Genomic DNA, 18,707 nt, shown 5'->3' with positions numbered 1-18,707 from the left:
GCAATCAAAGCCGCTCCCACCAATGAACGGCTACTACACAAAATGCGCGATAAAAATAGTTTATGTCCTCTCATCCTCGAAAGAAAAACATTAATAAATAATGCATCGGCAGGTCTTCGGACTTATTTCAGGTAAAACAAGGCGCCTTCCCATTGTGACAGACAAAAGTGGCACATGCCTTGACCCATAAGAAAATTACCGCAGCGGGACTGTCCGGGATTCACACCCGTGTTCCCTTTTAATCTCCTTGCCATAAAAAGCCTTGGAGAACCGAAGCGACCGCAAAGTTATATACTTTTGTCCAAATAACAAAAAAATATGCCGCATCAGAATTGACACGGCATACTATCATAGTGTTAACAATATGTATATCAGAACAGATAGGCAGCGGTTATAGTCCAATAACGGTTCTTTCCTTCCACACCGCCTTTACCGTCGTTTATATTAAGTTTGTTGACCGCTTTGGTAAGGCCGAGGCCGTAGCTTGCTCCGACCTGAATATGCTGAATAAGCTGCACACCGAAACCGAAGTTCCAAGCGATATCAACACTCTTATTCTTGTAAGCGTCACTTATGGCACGACGGCTTGTCAGAAATGAGAATGCCGGACCGGTGGTAAGATAAGGAGTTATAATCTTACCTATAACGGGGACTCCGATCTTCCACTTGAGGTTAAGAGGGACATCGATATAATCACGATTGTCTTTAACAATGTTTTCACCATCCATCCACTTTGCCGAACGGCGTACATACATGGCCGACAAGTCAAAGCCGAGACCGATCACAGGTACTGTAAACTCGGTCATGACGCCGGCAGTGAATCCGGCACGATTGTCGCCGTCAAAAACACTCTTGTTGAAATGAAGATCATTGACAGCCACACCTACACGAGGACCGATACGGAACTGCGCCGACACCGGCATAGCCGCAAAAACCATTACCGCGGCCAAAATAAATCCTTTAATCAATTTCATAATCTCTTATATATAATTTGTTTTTGGATAAACCTCTGTTTTATGAGTACACAATACGACCGCCATTATGCACATGCAATATCAGCGGTCGTATCAGATAAGGTCAAGTAATTTTTAATATACTTCTTAAAGAAATATTAGTTTACCTTAGAGGCAAGTTCTGCACCCGGTTTAAATTTAACAACTTTGCGGGCGGGAATGTTAATAGTTTCTTTTGTGCGGGGATTGATGCCTGTGCGTGCGCCCTTTTCAGTAACGGCAAATGTACCGAAACCGATAAGAGCAACCTTGTCATCGCTTTCCAATGCTCCTGCGATAGCTTCAAGGCAAGCATCAAGTGCGTTCTTTGCATCAACTTTTGTTAGGTTAGCCTTCTCTGCAATGGCATTGACCAAGTCTGTTTTGTTCATAATTGTGATAAATTAATTGAAATTACAATCGTTTAGATGTTACAAATATAACGTGAAATTTTTAAATAAAAATATTTTTTGCAAAAAAAATGCGAAAAATGACAGTTGCTTCGCTCAATTATTTATTGGAGGGGTGTAAAACGGGATATTTTGAGTAAATTTGTAAACGAAAATCAACATTTTATATTGAGAATGATACGAAACGGTGGTTCTTTTTTCGGCGTCATACCGCCTGTAACCAAAAACCTGATTATAATCAATGCCCTCATATGGCTGGCTATGATGGTATTGCCCAACCGACTCGGCATAGATTTTGTACGCTATGGAGGTCTGCACTATATCACCGCACCCGACTTCAATGTCGTTCAGGTGATAAGCTACATGTTTATGCACTCCACACAGGGCATAGCTCACTTGTTTTTCAACATGTTTACCCTGTTCATGTTCGGCATAACACTTGAACGAGTACTCGGCGGCAAGCGTTTTCTGTTCTACTACATATCATGCGGCATAGGAGCAGCCATCATACAGGAACTGACATGGGCAATGATGATGAACTCCTACATAACAGAAAATGTAGAGATGGTAGTAGCTAACTTCGCCCACGCCAACGGCATGAGTATGGAACAGGCCAAATCCTACATATCGCCCGTAGAACTGATGCATTTAAAGCAGAACATCGAAAATGCACTTGTAACGGTAGGCGCATCGGGAGCCATATACGGTGTACTGCTTGCATTTGGCATGCTGTTTCCCAACCGTCCGCTGTACCTGATGTTCATACCTGTGCCAATCAAGGCAAAGTGGATGGTACTCGGATACGGCCTTATAGAACTTTCGCTCGGCTTAAGCTCGGCATCGGACGGCATAGCCCATTTCGCCCATCTCGGCGGAATGATATTCGGCTTTTTCATCATATTGCACTGGAAACGCAAAGGTATAGTGGGAGGCAATGGATATTATTGAGAATCTGCGTTATAAATGGCGATACGGGTCTATGCTTATAAAACTCGTATTTGTCAACATAGCGGTATTCATAATCCTGAATGTCGCCACTCTGATACTGTCAATAAGCGGTCAACCGGCACAACTCGCTCTCGGACTGGTGGAAATGCCGTCGCAACTGCCTGCCCTTTTAGTCAGGCCATGGACGGTGCTGAGCTATATGTTTTCGCAGTATGACTTTCTGCATCTGCTGTTTAACATGGTATGGCTATATTGGTTCGGATCAATATTTCTGCTGGCCGATTCTTCCAAAAACATGTGCGCACTATATATATATGGTGGTCTTGGAGGAGCGGCGCTGTTCATAGCAAGTTACGCGGCAATGAATATGCACGGGCTACTCATCGGCTCTTCGGCATCGGTACTCGCCATCGTCACGGCAACTGCCATAAGACAACCCGGCTATAAAGTGGGCCTTCTGTTTCTCGGAGAGATATCTCTGAAGTGGCTTGCCATTATCACCATAGTCATAGACCTGCTGAGCATGGGCGGCAGCAACGGTGGCGGACACATAGCACATCTGGGCGGAGCCATAACCGGAGCTATATATGCCATAGCACAGCGCAAAGGCATCAATATAGCCGCTCCGTTCAACTCCATGACAGATTCAATTGTTAATTTGTGGAAACGCATAACGGCTCCACGGCAACCTAAGGCGAACAGCAGTCAATCAGGCGGCACCTTTTACCACGCCGGAACTGCGACAGGAACTTCAGGAAACAAAAAGCCGGCGGCAGAAGCCGATGAAGCTTCTCTTGACGAGATACTTGACAAAGTCAAAAAGTCAGGCTACGGAGCTCTTACCGCCGAAGAGAAAAAACGGCTGTTTGACATAAGCCGACGCATAAAATGACAAGAAGATAAATAATCATGAGCAGAAGTATAACATCGATACTGAAATCAGCCATACTTGCAGTATGGGTGGGTATCAATGTGCTTGTAGCATTATGCACACTGCTGGCCGCATATGGAGGTTACATACCGCCACGGATATTTCCACTGGCACAGCTCGCCAACATGACATTCAGCGGCTGGGTCATACTGTCAGCCATACTTCTTGCTGTCAATTTCATTGCCGTAAAACGACTGACAGTGATGTTCGGAGTGACAATGCTGCTTTGTGCCGGCCCGCTCCTCACCGTTTTTCCGATTAATTTCAATTTAGGTTCCCCTACTCCGGAAGAAGAGAAAACATCATTCTCGGTACTAAGCTATAATGTTCTCGGATTTCGCGACAATGAAGAAGCGACACCGTCATGGGGCAACCGTACATTATCGTACATAATAAACAGCGGTGCTGACATAGTATGTCTTCAGGAGGCCGCACCTCTTCACGGCAAAGGAGCATATGGAAACAAAGCTCAGCGCGATTCGCTGGCAGCCATCTATCCTTATTATACCGAACTGCCTGACCGAGCCGGAGAGACTTTATTGTCAAAGTATCCCTTTAAACTTATCGACACTCCCCAACCCGACTGGGGCTCCGGGCACTACACGGCCTATGAAGTGAATATAGACGGACATCCGACAACAGTGGTAAACTGTCATCTGCAGTCGATAGGACTTACTCCCGATGACAAAGAACTGTACAGAGAACTGACAGATAAAGACACACGGCCTACCAAATCGGAGCTGACAAAAGTCAAAAACGACCTTATCGGAAAATTGTCCAACGCATTTATCACACGAGCCGAACAAGCACAAAGTATAAAAGACTTCCTGACAGGAAGAGGCGACAACGTGATTCTTGTCGGAGACTTCAATGACGTGCCCGGGAGCTATGCTTACCGCACCATAAAAAGTTGTGGTCTGCGCGATGCCTATTCAGATTGCGCGTTCGGTCCTATAATAACATATAATACCAATCGCTTTTATTTCCGTATAGACCATATACTGTACCGTGGCAACTTTAAGGCGGCGGAAATAAAACGCGGCAATATACGCAGTTCTGACCACTATCCGCTTACAGCTACATTTATCCGTGACAACAAAGAATAAACAAACCAATTTCTTATACTTTTTTTCAAATGAAAAAGCTAAAATTAATCCTTGCCTCGGCACTGCTAATCACAGGAGTTTCAGCAGCCACGGCAATCATCACCAACGCAATGGACAAACAAAAAAATCCGTTCTTGAGCGAGTATGACACCCCTTATGACATACCGCCGTTTGACAAAATCACTTATGCCGACTATCTGCCCGCACTGAAAGCCGGCATAGAACAACAAAAAAGCGCCGTAGAAGCCATAGCCGGCAATACGGAAGCGCCTACTCTCGAGAACACAATCATAGCTCTCGACCACAGCAGTCCTATTCTTGACAAAGTATGTGCCGTATTTTTCAATCTTGACGAGTCAAACTCATCACCGGAAATGAATGCCATAGGAGAAGAGTTTTATCCACTGTTATCGAAGCATAGCGACGAGATAGCAATGAATCCCAGACTCTTTGAACGCATCAAAGTGCTTTACGACAACCGCGACAAGATGAATTACAGCAAAGCTCAGCGTCTGCTTATAGAAAAATCGTACGAAAGCATGGTACGCAACGGGGCGCTGCTCGACGAGGCCAATAAGTCAGAACTTAAAGAGCTTAACGGCAAACTCGCCGACCTGTATCTTAAATTCAATAAAAATCTTCTCTCTGCAACCAACGCATTTTCGATAGTAGTGGACAATAAGGAAGAGTTAAAAGGGCTTCCCGCCACGAGTATAGCAGTTGCTGCCGAAGAGGCTGCCAAACGCGGTCTTGAAGGCAAATGGGTGTTTACACTGCATGCACCGAGCCGTCTGCCGCTTCTCCAGTATGCCGACAACCGCGATCTTCGTGAAAAGATGTACAAGGGCTACACTACTCTCGCATCGTCAGGAGAGTATAACAACTACCCCGTGATAGCCGAGATCCTGAAAGTACGCGCCCGTAAAGCCAAACTGCTCGGCTATGATACATATGCCGATTACATGACCGCTAATGTTATGGCCAAAAACGTGGCAAATGCAGAGGAACTCCTCATGCAGATATGGAAGCCGGCCATAGCCCGTGTAAACGAAGAGGTAGCCGAAATGCAGTCGCTCAGCAATAAAGAAGGCAACACGTTCACCATCGCACCATGGGATTATTACTATTATGCCGAAAAAGTGCGAAAAGACAAGTTCAATCTTGACGAAGACGAAGTACGCCAGTACTTCCATATCGACAACGTACGCAAAGGCATCTTCGAAATGGCACACCGCCTGTATGGAGTAACATTTACCGAAATGCCCGACGCGCCCAAATACTATCCTGAAGTTACCGTCTATGACGTAAAAGATGCCGACGGAAAACACGTGGCGGTATTCATGACCGACTACTTCACTCGCTCAAGCAAGCGTCAGGGCGCATGGATGAGCGAATTCAAGGGTTCGTTCATCGACGGAGACAAAGTAGAGCGTCCTATCATATTCAATGTATGCAACTTCACACCTCCCACGGCCGACACCCCTTCGCTCCTTACTCTTGACGAAGTGGAAACTATGTTCCATGAATTCGGACACGGCCTCCATGGTATGTTGTCACGCGCCGAATACAAAAGTCAGGCCGGCACCAATGTTGACCGCGACTTCGTGGAGCTCCCCTCGCAGATACACGAACATTGGGCAATGGAACCGGAAATGCTCAAGATGTTTGCCAAGCATTATAAGACCGGCGAAACAATACCCGACGATCTTATAAGCAAACTTCAGGCTGCCTCGACTCACAATCAAGGTTTCACCACCACCGAACTTGCCGGAGCCGCACTTCTTGACCTGCAATGGGGTAAACTTACCGACACCGATAATGTTGACGTCGAAGGCTTCGAAAAAGCTGTCGCCGATAAACTGAACATGCCTAAAGAGGTTCAATATCGTTACCGCAGCCCATATTTCAAGCACATATTCGGAAGCGACGGATATGCTTCAGGTTACTATACTTATCTGTGGGCCGAAGTACTTGACACCGACGGCTTCGAATTATTCAGCGAGAAAGGCATATTCGACCCCGCAACAGCCAAAGCGTTCAAAGAAAATGTACTTGAAGCCGGCGGCAGTGACGATCCTATGGAGCTATACATAAAATTCCGCGGCAAGAAACCGACTCCTGAGGCTCTGCTGCGCAACCGCGGTCTTATCAACGAACCGGCAAAACCGGGCAACATCAACACTCCCGAAGGAAAATAAACAGTAAGTCAACAATACAAGAGGCCGTGCCGCAATATGTACGGCCTCTTTTCTTTATATAGATATGATGACCTCAGAACGATACGACCGCCATGTGATGCTTACTGATGTCGGAGAGGAAGGACAACGGCTGATTGCAAAAGCCCGCATACTTGTCGTAGGACTCGGAGGACTCGGCTCTCCAGCGGCGCTATATCTTGCCGCAGCCGGCGTAGGCACACTTGGCCTGATTGACGGAGACAAGGTGGACATAAGCAATCTTCAGCGTCAGGTCATACACAATACACCGGCATTGGGAAAGCCCAAAGTCATTTCGGCCGCCGAAACCTTAGCACGACTAAACCCCGATGTAAAAACAGAAGTGTATGACAGCTTTCTGACCGAAGCCAATGCATATGACATAATAAGCCGCTACGACTTCATTGTGGATGCTACCGATTCATCACAGACAAAATATCTGATAAACGACACTTGCGTCAATGCCGGCGTAGCGTTTTCTCATGGAGCCATAAAAGAGTACGACGGATATACGTTCACCTACGCGCCGGGATGTCCGTGCTATCGATGTCTGTTCGGAGTAAACACACCTATAAAGGATATTCCCCCCAGTGCCTCCTCGGGAGTGCTCGGTGTTGTGCCGGGTATACTCGGTACCATACAGGCTGCCGAAGCGCTAAAGTATATAACAGGCTTAGGGGAACCGCTTACCGGCAGACTATTGAAATTCGATATACGGACGATGAATTTCAATATTATAAAATTCAGGCACAATCCGGATTGTAAAAAATGCAATAACATAAAATGACAAATGGGGTGCGCTTCATCACGGCGTACCCCATTTATTATTAAAGAAGAAGTATCAATCAAATGTTATTTCAGCCCGACGGTCATGAGCATTGTCTGAAAACGCGTTGGTCGGTCCCATGCCTATTGTATTCACGCGTGAGGCAGGAACCCCGTGAGCTATCAGATAATCGCCTATGGCTTTAGCACGACGTTCACTTAGCTTACGGTTATAATCGGCATTGCCCGTAGCATCAGTGTAAGCTTTTACCGTAACAGTCTCGCCCATAGCCTTAGCCCTGTCAACAACCTTATTGAGGGTAGCGCTTTCAGGCACACCGGCACTATCGTATGCGAACAGATAAACGACCTTGTCGATGGCATCGCCGCCTGCTTCGGAAGCATCCGTATGGCCAGCAGCAAGCTTGCCGGAAGCATCTCTTCCAGAAGCGACATCATTATATACAGCTGTTGACTTGGCAACTTTATCTCCCGACAAGCCATACATACCTATCGTCTCGCCATCCACCGCTTTCTGCCATTGGGCACCTGTCAACAACGGCTTTTTTTCATTAAAGCGGTCATGGCCGACAAAGAAAAGAAAACCGGCCACAACAAGTGCAAGCCCCAATATAGTCGCAAAAACGCCCCATTTCATGGACGCGGTCGCCGCCGGCACAACTCCCGATACAAGAGCGGCATCAGCAGGAGCACCTACCATTAAAGGAATTTTATGTACCGGAAGCCCCAACGGCTCGGGATGAGCCGCAATGCCCAAAGGCTGCTTATGGGCCGCGAGTTTTTTGTGTGTCATATCATTTTTAGCCATAGTATAGTGTGTTATGGTTATATAGAAAATAACACATGTCTCCCATCAAGTGTTTTATAAAAAACTTTAATCAATGAGGGTCATACCATGCAACCTAATATATTTTTCAGAAAACCAAGTAATATATTTTACATATTCAATCAGCAGGTATGTGCTTTAACATGACATATGATGAAGAATCATTGACCGATACTTTATGGCATATCAAATCGGCCGTGAGACCGTCATCCAACTGCATAATCTGATCCGTAGCGCTACAGTCTGATTTTATCGTTCCTGTATGCACCATTACAGCTATACATCCCGGTATTAGATATATCATTATGATAAAGGCGAATAGAAATTTATTCATAAACTGGCTGATTATTTTACTCGCTTTTATTAACACATAACAATCATATTAGGTTCAGAACATATTCAAAAAAATATATAAATAAAGCGGGAAATGCCAATCGGCATCTCCCGCTTATAATGACGATACGTGCTATCGGATATTCTTAATCCACATACTTCTTTACAATGACAGTGGCATTATGTCCACCGAACCCGAATGTATTGGAAAGAGCGGTGTTTACAGTACGTTTCTGCGCCTTGTCAAAGGTAAAGTTAAGATTGTAGTCAATCTCTTCATCCTGATCCTCGGGATCATGGTTGATAGTAGGAGGAACGATATCGTTCTGAACGGCTTTCACACAGAAAAGGGCTTCAAGCGCTCCTGTGGCACCAAGAAGGTGGCCGGTCATTGACTTTGTAGAACTGATGTTCACTTTGTAAGCATGGTCACCAAACACTTCCTTTATGGCCTTAACCTCGGAAAGGTCGCCAACAGGAGTGGAAGTACCGTGAACATTGATATAATCGATATCCTCAGGCTTCATCCCTGCATCTTCAAGAGCGTTCTGCATCACAAGTTTCGCACCGAGACCTTCGGGGTGTGTAGCAGTAAGATGGTAAGCATCGGCCGACATACCGCCGCCGACAACTTCAGCATATATTTTCGCTCCGCGAGCTTTAGCATGCTCCAGTTCCTCAAGAACAAGCACAGCCGATCCCTCACCGATAACAAAACCGTCGCGCGACTTGCTGAAAGGACGCGAAGCGGTCTCGGGGCTATCATTGCGTGTAGATAATGCATGCATGGAGTTAAAACCACCTACACCTGCAGGATATACAGCAGCCTCGGCTCCGCCGGTAACGATGGCGTCAGCCTTACCGAGACGGATAAGATTGAATGCGTCAATAAGAGCATTAGTCGATGATGCACAAGCTGACACGACACCATAATTGGGTCCGTGGTAGCCGTACTGCATGGACACATGGCCCGATGCAATGTCAGCAATCATCTTAGGGATGAAGAAAGGATTGTATTTCGGCCCCATATCCTCGTGCGTAGCATAGTATCCGGCCTCTTCTTCAAAAGTATGAAGGCCACCTATACCCGCAGCGATAATAACACCTACGCGATTTTTGTTGATGCCATCGTTTTCGAGGTCAGCATCCTTGACAGCCTGCTCGGCTGCAACAAGCGCATATTGTGCGTAAAGGTCAAGCTGACGGAGTTTCTTGCGGTCGAAATGATCGGCGGCATTAAATCCCTTAACCTCACACGCAAACTGTGTTTTGAATTTAGAGGCGTCAAAATGCGTAATGGGCGCGGCACCGCTAACTCCGTTCAAGGCATTGTCCCATGTGGTATCCACATCATTGCCTATCGGAGTTATTGCGCCGAGTCCGGTTACGACAACTCTCTTTAATTCCATTTAAAAAACAGAGAAATTTTGGGGTTCAATTAGTTCTTAGCTGCTTCGATGTATTCGATAGCATCCTTTACAGTAGTGATGCCTTCAGCCTTATCATCGGGAATAGTGATGCCGAATTCTTTCTCAAACTCCATGATGAGCTCAACGGTGTCAAGGCTGTCTGCGCCAAGATCCTTAGTGAATTCAGCAGTTTCAGTTACTTCGTTTTCGTCAACATTGAGTTTGTCAGCGATAATAGCCTTTACTCGAGATGCAATTTCTGACATAGTTCTAAATTTATTAATTAGTAATGATATTTGCGATTTTGCAGTGCAAAGTAAATAATTTAAATCGAGATACTAAAACTTTTCAATGCACAATGTGTCTTTTTTTGAGCAAATAGGCCTATTTAGCCTAAATATTGGCCGTTTTTGCTTTATTTTACACATATTTAATAATATAAATACTATTTGGATAAATATTACATTATGGTTACAAAAATAGCATTATAACTCCCTGACGGCTTAACTTAGATGAACAAATTAGGGCTCGACTACGTCATTAAATAAATAATAATCAATTTATCATATGAATTTCAGATATTACCCTTATGTATGCGCGTTAATGGCACTCGCAATCAGTGCATCATGCACCGGCAAAAAGGCTGCATCGCCGGACTGCGACACATCAGAAATCCACAACTTTGAAGTAAAACAGACAGTAAAGACCATTGAGCGCGATTACCTGTGTGAGGATGCCGACATGTGTTATGGCGACAGTATACCTGTATACAGCACTATTAAAATAGCGGTAGAATGGCCCGAAAAAATGGGTCGGCACGATATAAGCAGATTGCAGGATTCTCTAATATACAGCATATTTGACACTACAGGCATATCTATAGACCAAGCTATTTTAGCATCGACGGAACGCCCCGAAGACATCGATCTGTTCAAAATGAAGCGCGTGGACAGTATCCCCGTATCGGAAATTAACAGAGTGCTCATTCGCGACATTATAGCGTCGGTTATCACTTTTAGCCCGCGTTTCATCGTATACCAAATCATGACAAGCACCTACAGCGGTGGCGCACATGGCATTACGGAGTCGAAATATCTTAATTACGACATGGCTGCTTCAAGAACAATAACATCGTCCGACATATTCAAAGCCGGCACTCAGGACTCGGTATTGCAGGCAGTAAAAGATGGTCTGATGACAAAATTCAACGTGTCATCAATGAAAGAGCTTCAGGACAAGGGCATATTCGCCGACCGGATATATGTCACCAACAACTTCTATCTTCAGGGGTATGACATAGTATTTCATTACAACCCTTATGAGATAGCTCCATACGCCATGGGAAGCATAGATATACGCATACCTTACTATCAGATACAATCCTGTATCAAACCAGAAGCCGTATCCATGCTGTCGGAAGCGGCGGAATACTGACCGGCATAGTCGTACGGATATGTGACATCCCACAAAAACAGCGGCTGGGGGGGCATTGATGTGCCGGCGGCACATCGGTCATGAGCTTCAACAACTTTCATGAATCGGGTTTCGGACATCTTGCCGCGACCGACATCAATCAATGTGCCTACCACGGCACGGACCATATTACGGAGAAAACGGTCGGCGCTTATAACAAATACGTGTCGGCCGTTGCCTATATCCATCCACTCCGCGCGTGTAACCCTGCACAGATTGGTTTTGTTGTCGGAATGTAGTTTGGCAAATGACGTAAAATCATCTATGTCAAGTAACATGCTGCCGCAACGATTCATACCGTCAAAGTCAAGACCGGGGGGTTCCTGCCAACTATGTGTATATAAAAACGGCGACTTACCGGAATGAGTATAATAGTGGTAAGTCCGTGATACGGCATCGAAACGGGCATGAGCATCACTATGTACGGGCCACACACCCTCTATGGCTATATCGCGTCCTGTAAGAGCATTCAGGCTCCGCAAAAACATAGTTATCTCACCCAACGGTTTCTCGACATCAAAATGCGCTACCATAACTCGCGCATTTACACCCGTATCGGTTCGCCCCGCTCCGGTAATGCGTATATCGCTGCCGAGTATCCGCGACAGCCCTTCCTCGATGGTCGATTGGACGCTTACAGCATTGGGCTGCGACTGCCAGCCATGAAAAGGCGCCCCGTTGTAAGCGAGGCGCATAAAATAACGTTGTGACATAGACTCGGTAGTTTTCAGTCTTTTTCGAGATATGTATAGCCGTACAGTCCCGAACGATAGCGGCTCAGAAATTCACGTCCTTCTTCAGGGGTTATCTTGCCGGCCTTCATCGAGGACGTAACCCAAGTCTCCACATTTCTTACCAGTTTCTTGGGGTTGTACTGCACATAATCGAGCACTTCATCGACAGTTTCGCCATATATTATCTGGTCAATCTCATAACGGTCCTTGTACACACTTATATGTACAGCGTTCGTGTCGCCAAAAAGATTGTGCATGTCGCCAAGTATCTCCTGATATGCTCCAACGAGGAATACACCTATATAGTAGGGTTCCTTGTCCTTGATATTATGTACAGGCAACGATCCTGTGGTGCCATGACCTGATATATAATAGGATATTTTGCCGTCGGAGTCGCATGTTATGTCCTGAATGGTAGCCATACGGGCCGGTTTCTCGTCAAGACGGCATATAGGCATTATAGGGAAAACTTGGTCGATGGCCCAAGAATCGGGAAGCGACTGAAACAAAGAGAAATTACAGAAATATTTATCGGGAAGCATTTTGGCTATCTTGCGCAACTCCTCGGGGGCATGCTTCATACCGGCAGCTATCTCCCCTACCTCACGGGCAACAGACCAGAAAAGCTTCTCTATCTGAGAACGTGTGCGCAAGTCAAGCATACCGAGATTAAACAGGTCGAGGGCTTCTTCCCTTATCTGCAATGCATCATGCCAGCTTTCAAAAAGCCGAGGCTGGTCAAGGCGGTCCCATATTTCATATAACTCACGTGACAATTCATGATCGTCAGGACCGACCTCATGTTTTTCGTTCCATACAGGAAGCGATGTGGCGGCAAGAGTGTCGAATATCAACACCGAATGATGAGCAGTAAGCGATCGGCCGCTCTCGGTTATGATATTGGGTTGTTTTATATCGTTTTTAACACATGCATCCACAAGTGCCGACACCGAGTCGTTGGCATACTCCTGTATCGAATAATTCATTGAGCTCTCGCTTGATGAACTGCGTGTACCGTCATAATCAACTCCAAGACCGCCACCTATGTCGATAAACTCTACATCAAAACCCATTTTGGTCAATTGCACATAGAATTGCGTAGCCTCTCTAAGAGCATTTTTAATACGGCGTATCTTTGTTATCTGACTGCCAATGTGGAAATGAATGAGCTTGAGGCAACTCGTCATCTTGTTTTTAGTAAGGAAATCAAGAGCCTCAAGCAACTCGCTCGAGTTCAATCCGAATTTGGACTGATCACCTCCCGACTCTTCCCATTTGCCGGAGCCGGAGCTCGACAACTTTATGCGTATGCCTACATTGGGCTCAATGCCCAACCGTTTGGCCACCTCTGCTATAAGAGTAAGTTCGTTGAGCTTCTCGACGACGAGATATATACGGCGCCCCATCTTCTGCGCAAGCAGTGCAAGTTCGATATAATCGTTATCCTTATATCCGTTGCATATGATAAGGGCATTTTCAGCTATATTGGTGGCAAGTACCGCATGGAGTTCGGGTTTTGAACCTGCCTCAAGGCCGATGTTGAATTTTTTGCCGTGCGATACAATCTCCTCCACAACCTCGCGCATCTGGTTTACCTTTATCGGATATATGATGAAGTTTTGGGCTTCATAGTCATACTCCTTGGCAGCCTGTTTAAAACAACGCGAAATTTTCTCAACACGGTTGTCGAGAATGTCGGGGAAACGCAACAATACAGGCGCAGCCACATCACGTACCTGAAGCTCGTCAAGCACATCTTTCAAGTCCACTGAAGCATAACCCTCGCGCGGAGTCACGGCCACATGCCCTTTGTCGTTGATGGAGAAATACTTAAGTCCCCATCCATTGATATTGTACAGCTCAGCGCTGTCCTCAATACGCCATTTTCTCATTTAATCAATAAGCTATCTTTTTATAAAAACGCCACAAAGATAGTGACTTTTAACTTAATCACGAAATCAGAGGCGCAAGCACCGGCTAAGGTACGGACACTTCCTCTATTTCCGTCATACCGGGTGTGTAGAGCCTTGCTTTATTAACGTCTGATGACCCGTAATGTTTCCATGAAATCGACTTCCAGTCAATCTTGTCTGTAGACTGCGCGGGAGCTACATGAGGAATTACGGCTCCGTCTTTTACAAGTATCACACACTGAAGCTCACCGTCGGCATTTATGCGGTTCCATCCCGGTCCATAGGTCTTCCCAGTCTGATAATCGATCCATTTTCCTTTACCGGGCAGATATACATCACGTTCAAATCCGGATTCAAACAGCGGCGCCACCATAATCTGCGAGCCAAACATGTACTGATCCTCGATCAGCCATGCACCGGGGTCATCGGGGAATTCAAGCAAAAGAGCACGAAACATCGGCCATCCGTTTTCGGTACACTCTTTGGCCTCCGTAAAGATATAAGGCATAAGTGAATACTTCAGTTCGGCACTTTTGCGGAAATAGTCGATAAAATCATTGTTGTCATACAGCCACGGTTCAGTAGGAGGCGCACCGTGAGCACGACTGTGAGAGGAAAGAAAGCCCATAGGAAGCCAACGGCGATAAAGCTCTTCGGGAGTGCTTGTAACAAACCCTCCTATGTCATGGCTCCAGAAACAGAATCCCGACAGACCGAGCGACAGACCGCTACGCACCGTTCCCTGCATGCCGGTATTGGTAGATGCGGCATCACCGCCCCAATGAAGAGGATAACGCTGGCTTCCGGACCAAGCCGAGCGCGCCCATATTATATTCTCACCTTTTACTTGTTTTGTTATATCGGCTACAGCCTTGTTGTATCTTACAGGATAAATATTGTGTTCATACCATCCGGTACGTCCGTTACTGTACACAGCCTCCACAGGCGCTGCCTCACCGAAATCGACCTTAATGGCCCCTACTCCCATTTTCAGCAACCCGGCGAGTTTATCCTGATACCATTTTACCGTAGCAGGGTTGGTAAAATCAAGTACGGCATCCTCATAAGGCAGCGTACCTTTGCCGTTTTTCACGGCAAGTCCCTTATCTACCAGCTCCCCGAAATATTTGTTTCCGGGTACAAAATAAGGCAATTGCCACAGACTTATATGGAATCCGTCCTTAAGCAGATTGTTTATCATTTTTTGCGGATTCTTAAACCGCTCGGGAGAAAATTCGTAGTCACACTGCCAGTCAACATCAAACCATCCGGTATCGAAATGTATCACATCGGAAGGTATTTTATTCTCACGAAGTTTACGGGCTATCTCACGGCCCTCCTCCTCAGTGAAATATGATATACGGCTCATCCATGTGCCGAACGACCACAGCGGAGGCATATCGGGGCGTCCCGATATGCCGGTGTATTCCGACAGTATATCTTTTGGCCGGCCGAAGAATACAAACAGGTCCAGATCTTCATCAGCCATAAAAAGTTTGTTGGCGCCGATATAGCTATGTCCAATATCGGCAGTCACCGGAGCCGACGTGTGAATAAACATACCGTAACCGCGGTTGCTGAAGAAAAACGGCACGGGTTTGTACATATCGGTACTTTCAGGCCCCTGCGGGTCAGTGACAAAGAGATTGAGTTTCTGCCCGGCTTTATCAAGAGGTGTGGGTGACTCGCCGAGTCCGTATATCCTCTCACCCGGAGCAAGCGACCATACCGGATTAATGCTACGGGAATTATCGCTTCCCCGCTTTATGAAACTGAATGGAGGCACCTTTATCTGCGTACTGTCATTGTCGCTCCATACACGTGTCTGCGTAAGCACATTACCGTCGGCGTCCTTGAGTATCAGTCGCCACGGACAGGCATTTATGCGTAACTCTCCATACGGCGACTTGTAGATAATATCACGTCCCTCATGAATAACGGTCCACTGCGACGCATCATGCCCCGGCTTTCCGTCAAGCATGACCGATATGCTGTCATAATCGGCTGAAGCCACCGGCGAAGTCAGGACCTTCACTCTTAAGGTACGTGCATTGACAGGCTGCACGCTGAACTTCAACCGGGGATCCTGCGGATAAGCAGTGTCAGGAAAATCAAGCGACTTCAATGGTTGATGCAGATATGTATTGGCATTGAAAGCCTGACGAGGCATAAGTTGATGTCGCTTCCACTCGACGACACCCTCACCGGTGGCGACATTGAAATCGACAAGACTGTCTACAAAAAAATAAGTATTGCTCAGGTCCGAAAAATCCTGACTCATGTCCTTGCTCTGCGACAGCAGATATGCCGCACCGGCATTGGTCTTGGTTTCGCCGCATACAGCCACGGCACAGGCACAGGCTGTCACAAAAGCGGCACTACGACGCAAAAAAATGTTATTCATGATTGATGTAAATGTAATTTTCACAAATATAGCATTTCTTTTTCTAAAAAGTCGTATATTTGTAGTGCAATAGATATATTCCAACATTAAATATTAACATTGATTATCATGAACAGCAAATTATGCTATTCAGTGGTGCTGGGGACAGCGCTTCTTCTCACCGGCTGCGGTAAGAAGATGAACCAGTTTAAGGCCGATTATTTCACGGTCAACCCCAATCCTCTGGAAGTAGTGGGCGACAAAGTGCCCGCAACAGTTACCGGAAACATTCCCGGCAAGTTTTTTGTAAAGAATGCGGAAGTTACCGTAACCCCCTACCTTGAATTCGGAGGAATGGAAGTGGCTTCTGCTCCTTACACCTTCCAAGGAGAGAAAGTAAGAGGCAACAATCCTGTAGTAAACTTTGAGAATGGCGGTACAGTAACAATACCCGTACAGTATGTCTACAATCCCGACATGCGCACGAGTGAACTATCGCTTGCGTTCACAGTAAAACAGGGCAGCAAACAATATGCTCTCCCCCGTGTAAAAGTAGCCAACGGAGTTGTGGCCACCGCCGCACTCGCTGATGTAGGCACAGTGAATCCGGCAATAGCTCCCGACAAATTTCAACGTGTGATCAATGAGAAATATGACGCAGACATCAAGTTTCTCATAAATCAAGCCAATATACGTGACGGACAATTGCGCTCGGCCGAGATGCAGAACCTGCATAAAGAACTCGTAGAAGCCAACGACGACGGACGCCGCGAAATCAAGGAGATAAACGTCACTTCATATGCATCGCCTGACGGTGGTGTTAAACTCAACACCCGCCTCGCTGAAAACCGTGAGAAAAACACGGTAAACTATATGGAAGGCAAACTCAAGAAGGATCACATCTCCAACTTCGGCGAACTCACAGCCGACTTCACCCCCCAAGACTGGGAAGGTTTCAAGAAACTCGTTTCGGCAAGCAATATTCAAGACAAAGAGCTTATACTCAGCGTACTTGCAATGTACAAAGACCCCGAGCAGCGCGAACGCGAAATAAAAAATCTGTCATCAGTATTTGATCAGCTTGCTGAGGAGATACTGCCACAGTTGCGCTACTCACGCATCACCGCATCAATCGACGTAATCGGCAAGAGCGACGAAGAGATCAAGAACATCTACAAGGTTAACCCCAAAGGCCTTACAGTAGACGAAATTCTCTATGCAGCCACACTTACCGACGACAATGAACAGCGTATCCAGATCTATGATACGGCCGCCAGTTTGTATCCCAACGATTACCGCACGTTTAATAATCTCGGTATGTGCCAGTTCCTTGATCAGGATTATGACGCTGCACAGGCATGCTTCCAACAGGCCGCTAAAATAGCTCCCGAAAGCGGAGAAGCCCAGATGAACCTCGGCCTTGTAGCACTCCTCAACAACAATTACAAGGAAGCCACAGCCAAATTCGGAAATGCAGCCGGTGTGCCCGCACTTGCCGACGCTCTCGGTGTATACTACATGAAGCAGGGCGATTACAACTCTGCCATACGTGCATTTGGCGACAGCAAGAGCAACAATGCCGCCCTTGCCCAGATTCTCACAAAGGACTACAGCAAGGCTAAAGCTACCCTCGGCGCCATCGACTATCCCGACGCAACGACCTACTACATAGCCGCTGTACTCGGTGCACGCACCAACAACAGCGATATGGTATACAACAATCTCCGCGAAGCCTTCAAACTCGACAAGTCACTGGTCAACCAAGCCAAGACTGACCTCGAATTCAGCCGCTTCAACATCAACAGCCTGTTTTAAAGATTAAAACATACAGCAAAGTCATCTGACTTATTAAAAGATCAGGCCTAAAATCACAGTGATTTTAGGCCTGATTGCTTTTATACAGCCAGTCTCCCCAAATTTAGAGCGGTTTTAAACGGCAACTATGTAGTCCGGCTGCGACCCGTATGGTCCTCTGCAATCGCCAGCATCATATCCGTCTGAATTACTTACGACATATGGCCTCCGGATATGCGGGCGCCGTGGTACTGGCGCCCCTACATGCATGCTGCATCTTACCTTTGCAATCATGTTTTACTTCTGATTACGATTGTCTAACACCACATATGGAAAAGCCACTCTACTTTGACCCTTTTGGCCAAACAGAATTTACCCACCTTGGCCATAATATGATTGACCCTTTAAAGTCCTGGTGTTAGGGGTCAATTTTATTTTACCCTTTTAATTCTC

General features: G+C 46.3%; 16 protein-coding genes and 1 riboswitch. Of the genes, 7 read left to right on the top strand and 9 right to left on the bottom strand.

Annotated features, from left to right (window positions below):
* Nucleotides 1-90 precede the first annotated feature (90 nt).
* A riboswitch (cobalamin riboswitch) is annotated at nt 91-290 on the bottom strand.
* An 81-nt stretch (nt 291-371) separates the two neighbouring features.
* Nucleotides 372-974 carry a porin family protein gene (locus tag FW767_RS06620; RefSeq protein ID WP_121699472.1) on the bottom strand — a complete coding sequence of 201 codons (603 nt, stop codon included), beginning with the start codon at nt 972-974 and terminating at the stop codon, nt 372-374.
* A gap of 137 nt (nt 975-1,111) precedes the next feature.
* Nucleotides 1,112-1,384 carry an HU family DNA-binding protein gene (locus tag FW767_RS06615; protein ID WP_121699471.1) on the bottom strand — a complete coding sequence of 91 codons (273 nt, stop codon included), beginning with the start codon at nt 1,382-1,384 and terminating at the stop codon, nt 1,112-1,114.
* Nucleotides 1,385-1,576: 192 nt separating this feature from the next.
* Here FW767_RS06615 and FW767_RS06610 point away from each other — a divergent pair, with 192 nt between their 5' ends.
* The 5 genes from FW767_RS06610 to FW767_RS06590 all read left to right on the top strand — a co-directional run bounded on the left by FW767_RS06610 (nt 1,577) and on the right by FW767_RS06590 (nt 7,390).
* Nucleotides 1,577-2,350 (top strand): rhomboid family intramembrane serine protease, encoded by a 774-nt coding sequence (locus FW767_RS06610; RefSeq protein WP_121699470.1) that lies wholly within the window; start codon nt 1,577-1,579, stop codon nt 2,348-2,350.
* Entirely contained in the window at nt 2,337-3,242 is a 906-nt protein-coding gene (locus FW767_RS06605; RefSeq protein ID WP_121699469.1) for a rhomboid family intramembrane serine protease, read from the top strand. Before FW767_RS06610 ends, FW767_RS06605 begins: the two co-directional genes overlap by 14 nt.
* A gap of 17 nt (nt 3,243-3,259) precedes the next feature.
* Nucleotides 3,260-4,387: an endonuclease/exonuclease/phosphatase family protein gene (locus tag FW767_RS06600; RefSeq protein WP_121699468.1), complete on the top strand. Its 1,128-nt coding sequence runs from the start codon at nt 3,260-3,262 to the stop codon at nt 4,385-4,387.
* A gap of 29 nt (nt 4,388-4,416) precedes the next feature.
* The gene (locus tag FW767_RS06595) at nt 4,417-6,585 is read left to right on the top strand and encodes a M3 family metallopeptidase (protein WP_121699467.1); all 2,169 of its coding nucleotides are present in this window, start codon (nt 4,417-4,419) and stop codon (nt 6,583-6,585) included.
* 64 nt (nt 6,586-6,649) lie between these two features.
* Entirely contained in the window at nt 6,650-7,390 is a 741-nt protein-coding gene (locus FW767_RS06590; protein WP_121699466.1) for a HesA/MoeB/ThiF family protein, read from the top strand.
* A 54-nt stretch (nt 7,391-7,444) separates the two neighbouring features.
* On the opposite strand, the gene FW767_RS06585 is transcribed toward FW767_RS06590, so the two are convergent.
* From FW767_RS06585 to FW767_RS06570, 4 genes are all read right to left on the bottom strand, one after another.
* The gene (locus FW767_RS06585; protein WP_235898076.1) at nt 7,445-8,197 is read right to left on the bottom strand and encodes an OmpA family protein; all 753 of its coding nucleotides are present in this window, start codon (nt 8,195-8,197) and stop codon (nt 7,445-7,447) included.
* 136 nt (nt 8,198-8,333) lie between these two features.
* A complete protein-coding gene (locus tag FW767_RS06580; protein ID WP_147438774.1) occupies nt 8,334-8,549 on the bottom strand; it encodes a hypothetical protein in 216 nt (71 codons plus the stop codon).
* A 145-nt stretch (nt 8,550-8,694) separates the two neighbouring features.
* Nucleotides 8,695-9,957 (bottom strand): beta-ketoacyl-ACP synthase II, encoded by a 1,263-nt coding sequence (gene fabF / locus FW767_RS06575; RefSeq protein WP_121699464.1) that lies wholly within the window; start codon nt 9,955-9,957, stop codon nt 8,695-8,697.
* A 29-nt stretch (nt 9,958-9,986) separates the two neighbouring features.
* Nucleotides 9,987-10,223, bottom strand: coding sequence for an acyl carrier protein (locus FW767_RS06570; RefSeq protein ID WP_121699463.1), 237 nt, complete (start codon nt 10,221-10,223; stop codon nt 9,987-9,989).
* Nucleotides 10,224-10,524: 301 nt separating this feature from the next.
* On the opposite strand from FW767_RS06570, the gene FW767_RS06565 reads away from it, so the two are divergent.
* On the top strand, nt 10,525-11,391 hold the full coding sequence (locus tag FW767_RS06565; protein ID WP_121699462.1) for an RsiV family protein: 867 nt from the start codon (nt 10,525-10,527) through the stop codon (nt 11,389-11,391).
* On the opposite strand, the gene FW767_RS06560 is transcribed toward FW767_RS06565, so the two are convergent.
* The 3 genes from FW767_RS06560 to FW767_RS06550 all read right to left on the bottom strand — a co-directional run bounded on the left by FW767_RS06560 (nt 11,328) and on the right by FW767_RS06550 (nt 16,481).
* On the bottom strand, nt 11,328-12,143 hold the full coding sequence (locus tag FW767_RS06560) for a tRNA pseudouridine synthase A (RefSeq protein ID WP_121699461.1): 816 nt from the start codon (nt 12,141-12,143) through the stop codon (nt 11,328-11,330). The two genes, FW767_RS06565 and FW767_RS06560, sit on opposite strands and share 64 nt — an antisense overlap.
* 14 nt (nt 12,144-12,157) lie before the next feature.
* Nucleotides 12,158-14,056, bottom strand: a complete 1,899-nt coding sequence (gene speA, locus FW767_RS06555) for a biosynthetic arginine decarboxylase (protein ID WP_121699460.1) — start codon at nt 14,054-14,056, stop codon at nt 12,158-12,160.
* 85 nt (nt 14,057-14,141) lie between these two features.
* Nucleotides 14,142-16,481, bottom strand: a complete 2,340-nt coding sequence (locus FW767_RS06550; protein WP_369863721.1) for a glycoside hydrolase family 31 protein — start codon at nt 16,479-16,481, stop codon at nt 14,142-14,144.
* 108 nt (nt 16,482-16,589) lie between these two features.
* Between FW767_RS06550 and FW767_RS06545 the strand changes: the two genes are divergently transcribed.
* Nucleotides 16,590-18,275: a tetratricopeptide repeat protein gene (locus tag FW767_RS06545; protein WP_121699459.1), complete on the top strand. Its 1,686-nt coding sequence runs from the start codon at nt 16,590-16,592 to the stop codon at nt 18,273-18,275.
* Nucleotides 18,276-18,707: the final 432 nt, after the last annotated feature.

The organism is Heminiphilus faecis (genome assembly GCF_008728965.1).
In the GTDB taxonomy this organism is placed as follows: domain Bacteria; phylum Bacteroidota; class Bacteroidia; order Bacteroidales; family Muribaculaceae; genus Muribaculum; species Muribaculum faecis.
Note: the sequence above shows the minus strand (reverse complement) of the source record. Positions and strands in the feature narration are given on the sequence as shown.

Excerpts from the sequence above, each read along its gene's own strand:
- FW767_RS06600 (WP_121699468.1), top strand. The coding sequence starts at position 3,260 with ATGAGCAGAAGTATAACATCGATACTGAAATCAGCCATACTTGCAGTA.
- FW767_RS06560 (WP_121699461.1), bottom strand. The coding sequence starts at position 12,143 with ATGTCACAACGTTATTTTATGCGCCTCGCTTACAACGGGGCGCCTTTT.
- FW767_RS06545 (WP_121699459.1), top strand. The coding sequence starts at position 16,590 with ATGAACAGCAAATTATGCTATTCAGTGGTGCTGGGGACAGCGCTTCTT.
- fabF (WP_121699464.1), bottom strand. The coding sequence starts at position 9,957 with ATGGAATTAAAGAGAGTTGTCGTAACCGGACTCGGCGCAATAACTCCG.
- FW767_RS06595 (WP_121699467.1), top strand. The coding sequence starts at position 4,417 with ATGAAAAAGCTAAAATTAATCCTTGCCTCGGCACTGCTAATCACAGGA.
- FW767_RS06570 (WP_121699463.1), bottom strand. The coding sequence starts at position 10,223 with ATGTCAGAAATTGCATCTCGAGTAAAGGCTATTATCGCTGACAAACTC.
- FW767_RS06585 (WP_235898076.1), bottom strand. The coding sequence starts at position 8,197 with ATGGCTAAAAATGATATGACACACAAAAAACTCGCGGCCCATAAGCAG.
- FW767_RS06590 (WP_121699466.1), top strand. The coding sequence starts at position 6,650 with ATGATGACCTCAGAACGATACGACCGCCATGTGATGCTTACTGATGTC.
- FW767_RS06610 (WP_121699470.1), top strand. The coding sequence starts at position 1,577 with ATGATACGAAACGGTGGTTCTTTTTTCGGCGTCATACCGCCTGTAACC.
- FW767_RS06615 (WP_121699471.1), bottom strand. The coding sequence starts at position 1,384 with ATGAACAAAACAGACTTGGTCAATGCCATTGCAGAGAAGGCTAACCTA.
- FW767_RS06565 (WP_121699462.1), top strand. The coding sequence starts at position 10,525 with ATGAATTTCAGATATTACCCTTATGTATGCGCGTTAATGGCACTCGCA.
- speA (WP_121699460.1), bottom strand. The coding sequence starts at position 14,056 with ATGAGAAAATGGCGTATTGAGGACAGCGCTGAGCTGTACAATATCAAT.
- FW767_RS06620 (WP_121699472.1), bottom strand. The coding sequence starts at position 974 with ATGAAATTGATTAAAGGATTTATTTTGGCCGCGGTAATGGTTTTTGCG.
- FW767_RS06550 (WP_369863721.1), bottom strand. The coding sequence starts at position 16,481 with ATGAATAACATTTTTTTGCGTCGTAGTGCCGCTTTTGTGACAGCCTGT.
- FW767_RS06605 (WP_121699469.1), top strand. The coding sequence starts at position 2,337 with ATGGATATTATTGAGAATCTGCGTTATAAATGGCGATACGGGTCTATG.
- FW767_RS06580 (WP_147438774.1), bottom strand. The coding sequence starts at position 8,549 with ATGAATAAATTTCTATTCGCCTTTATCATAATGATATATCTAATACCG.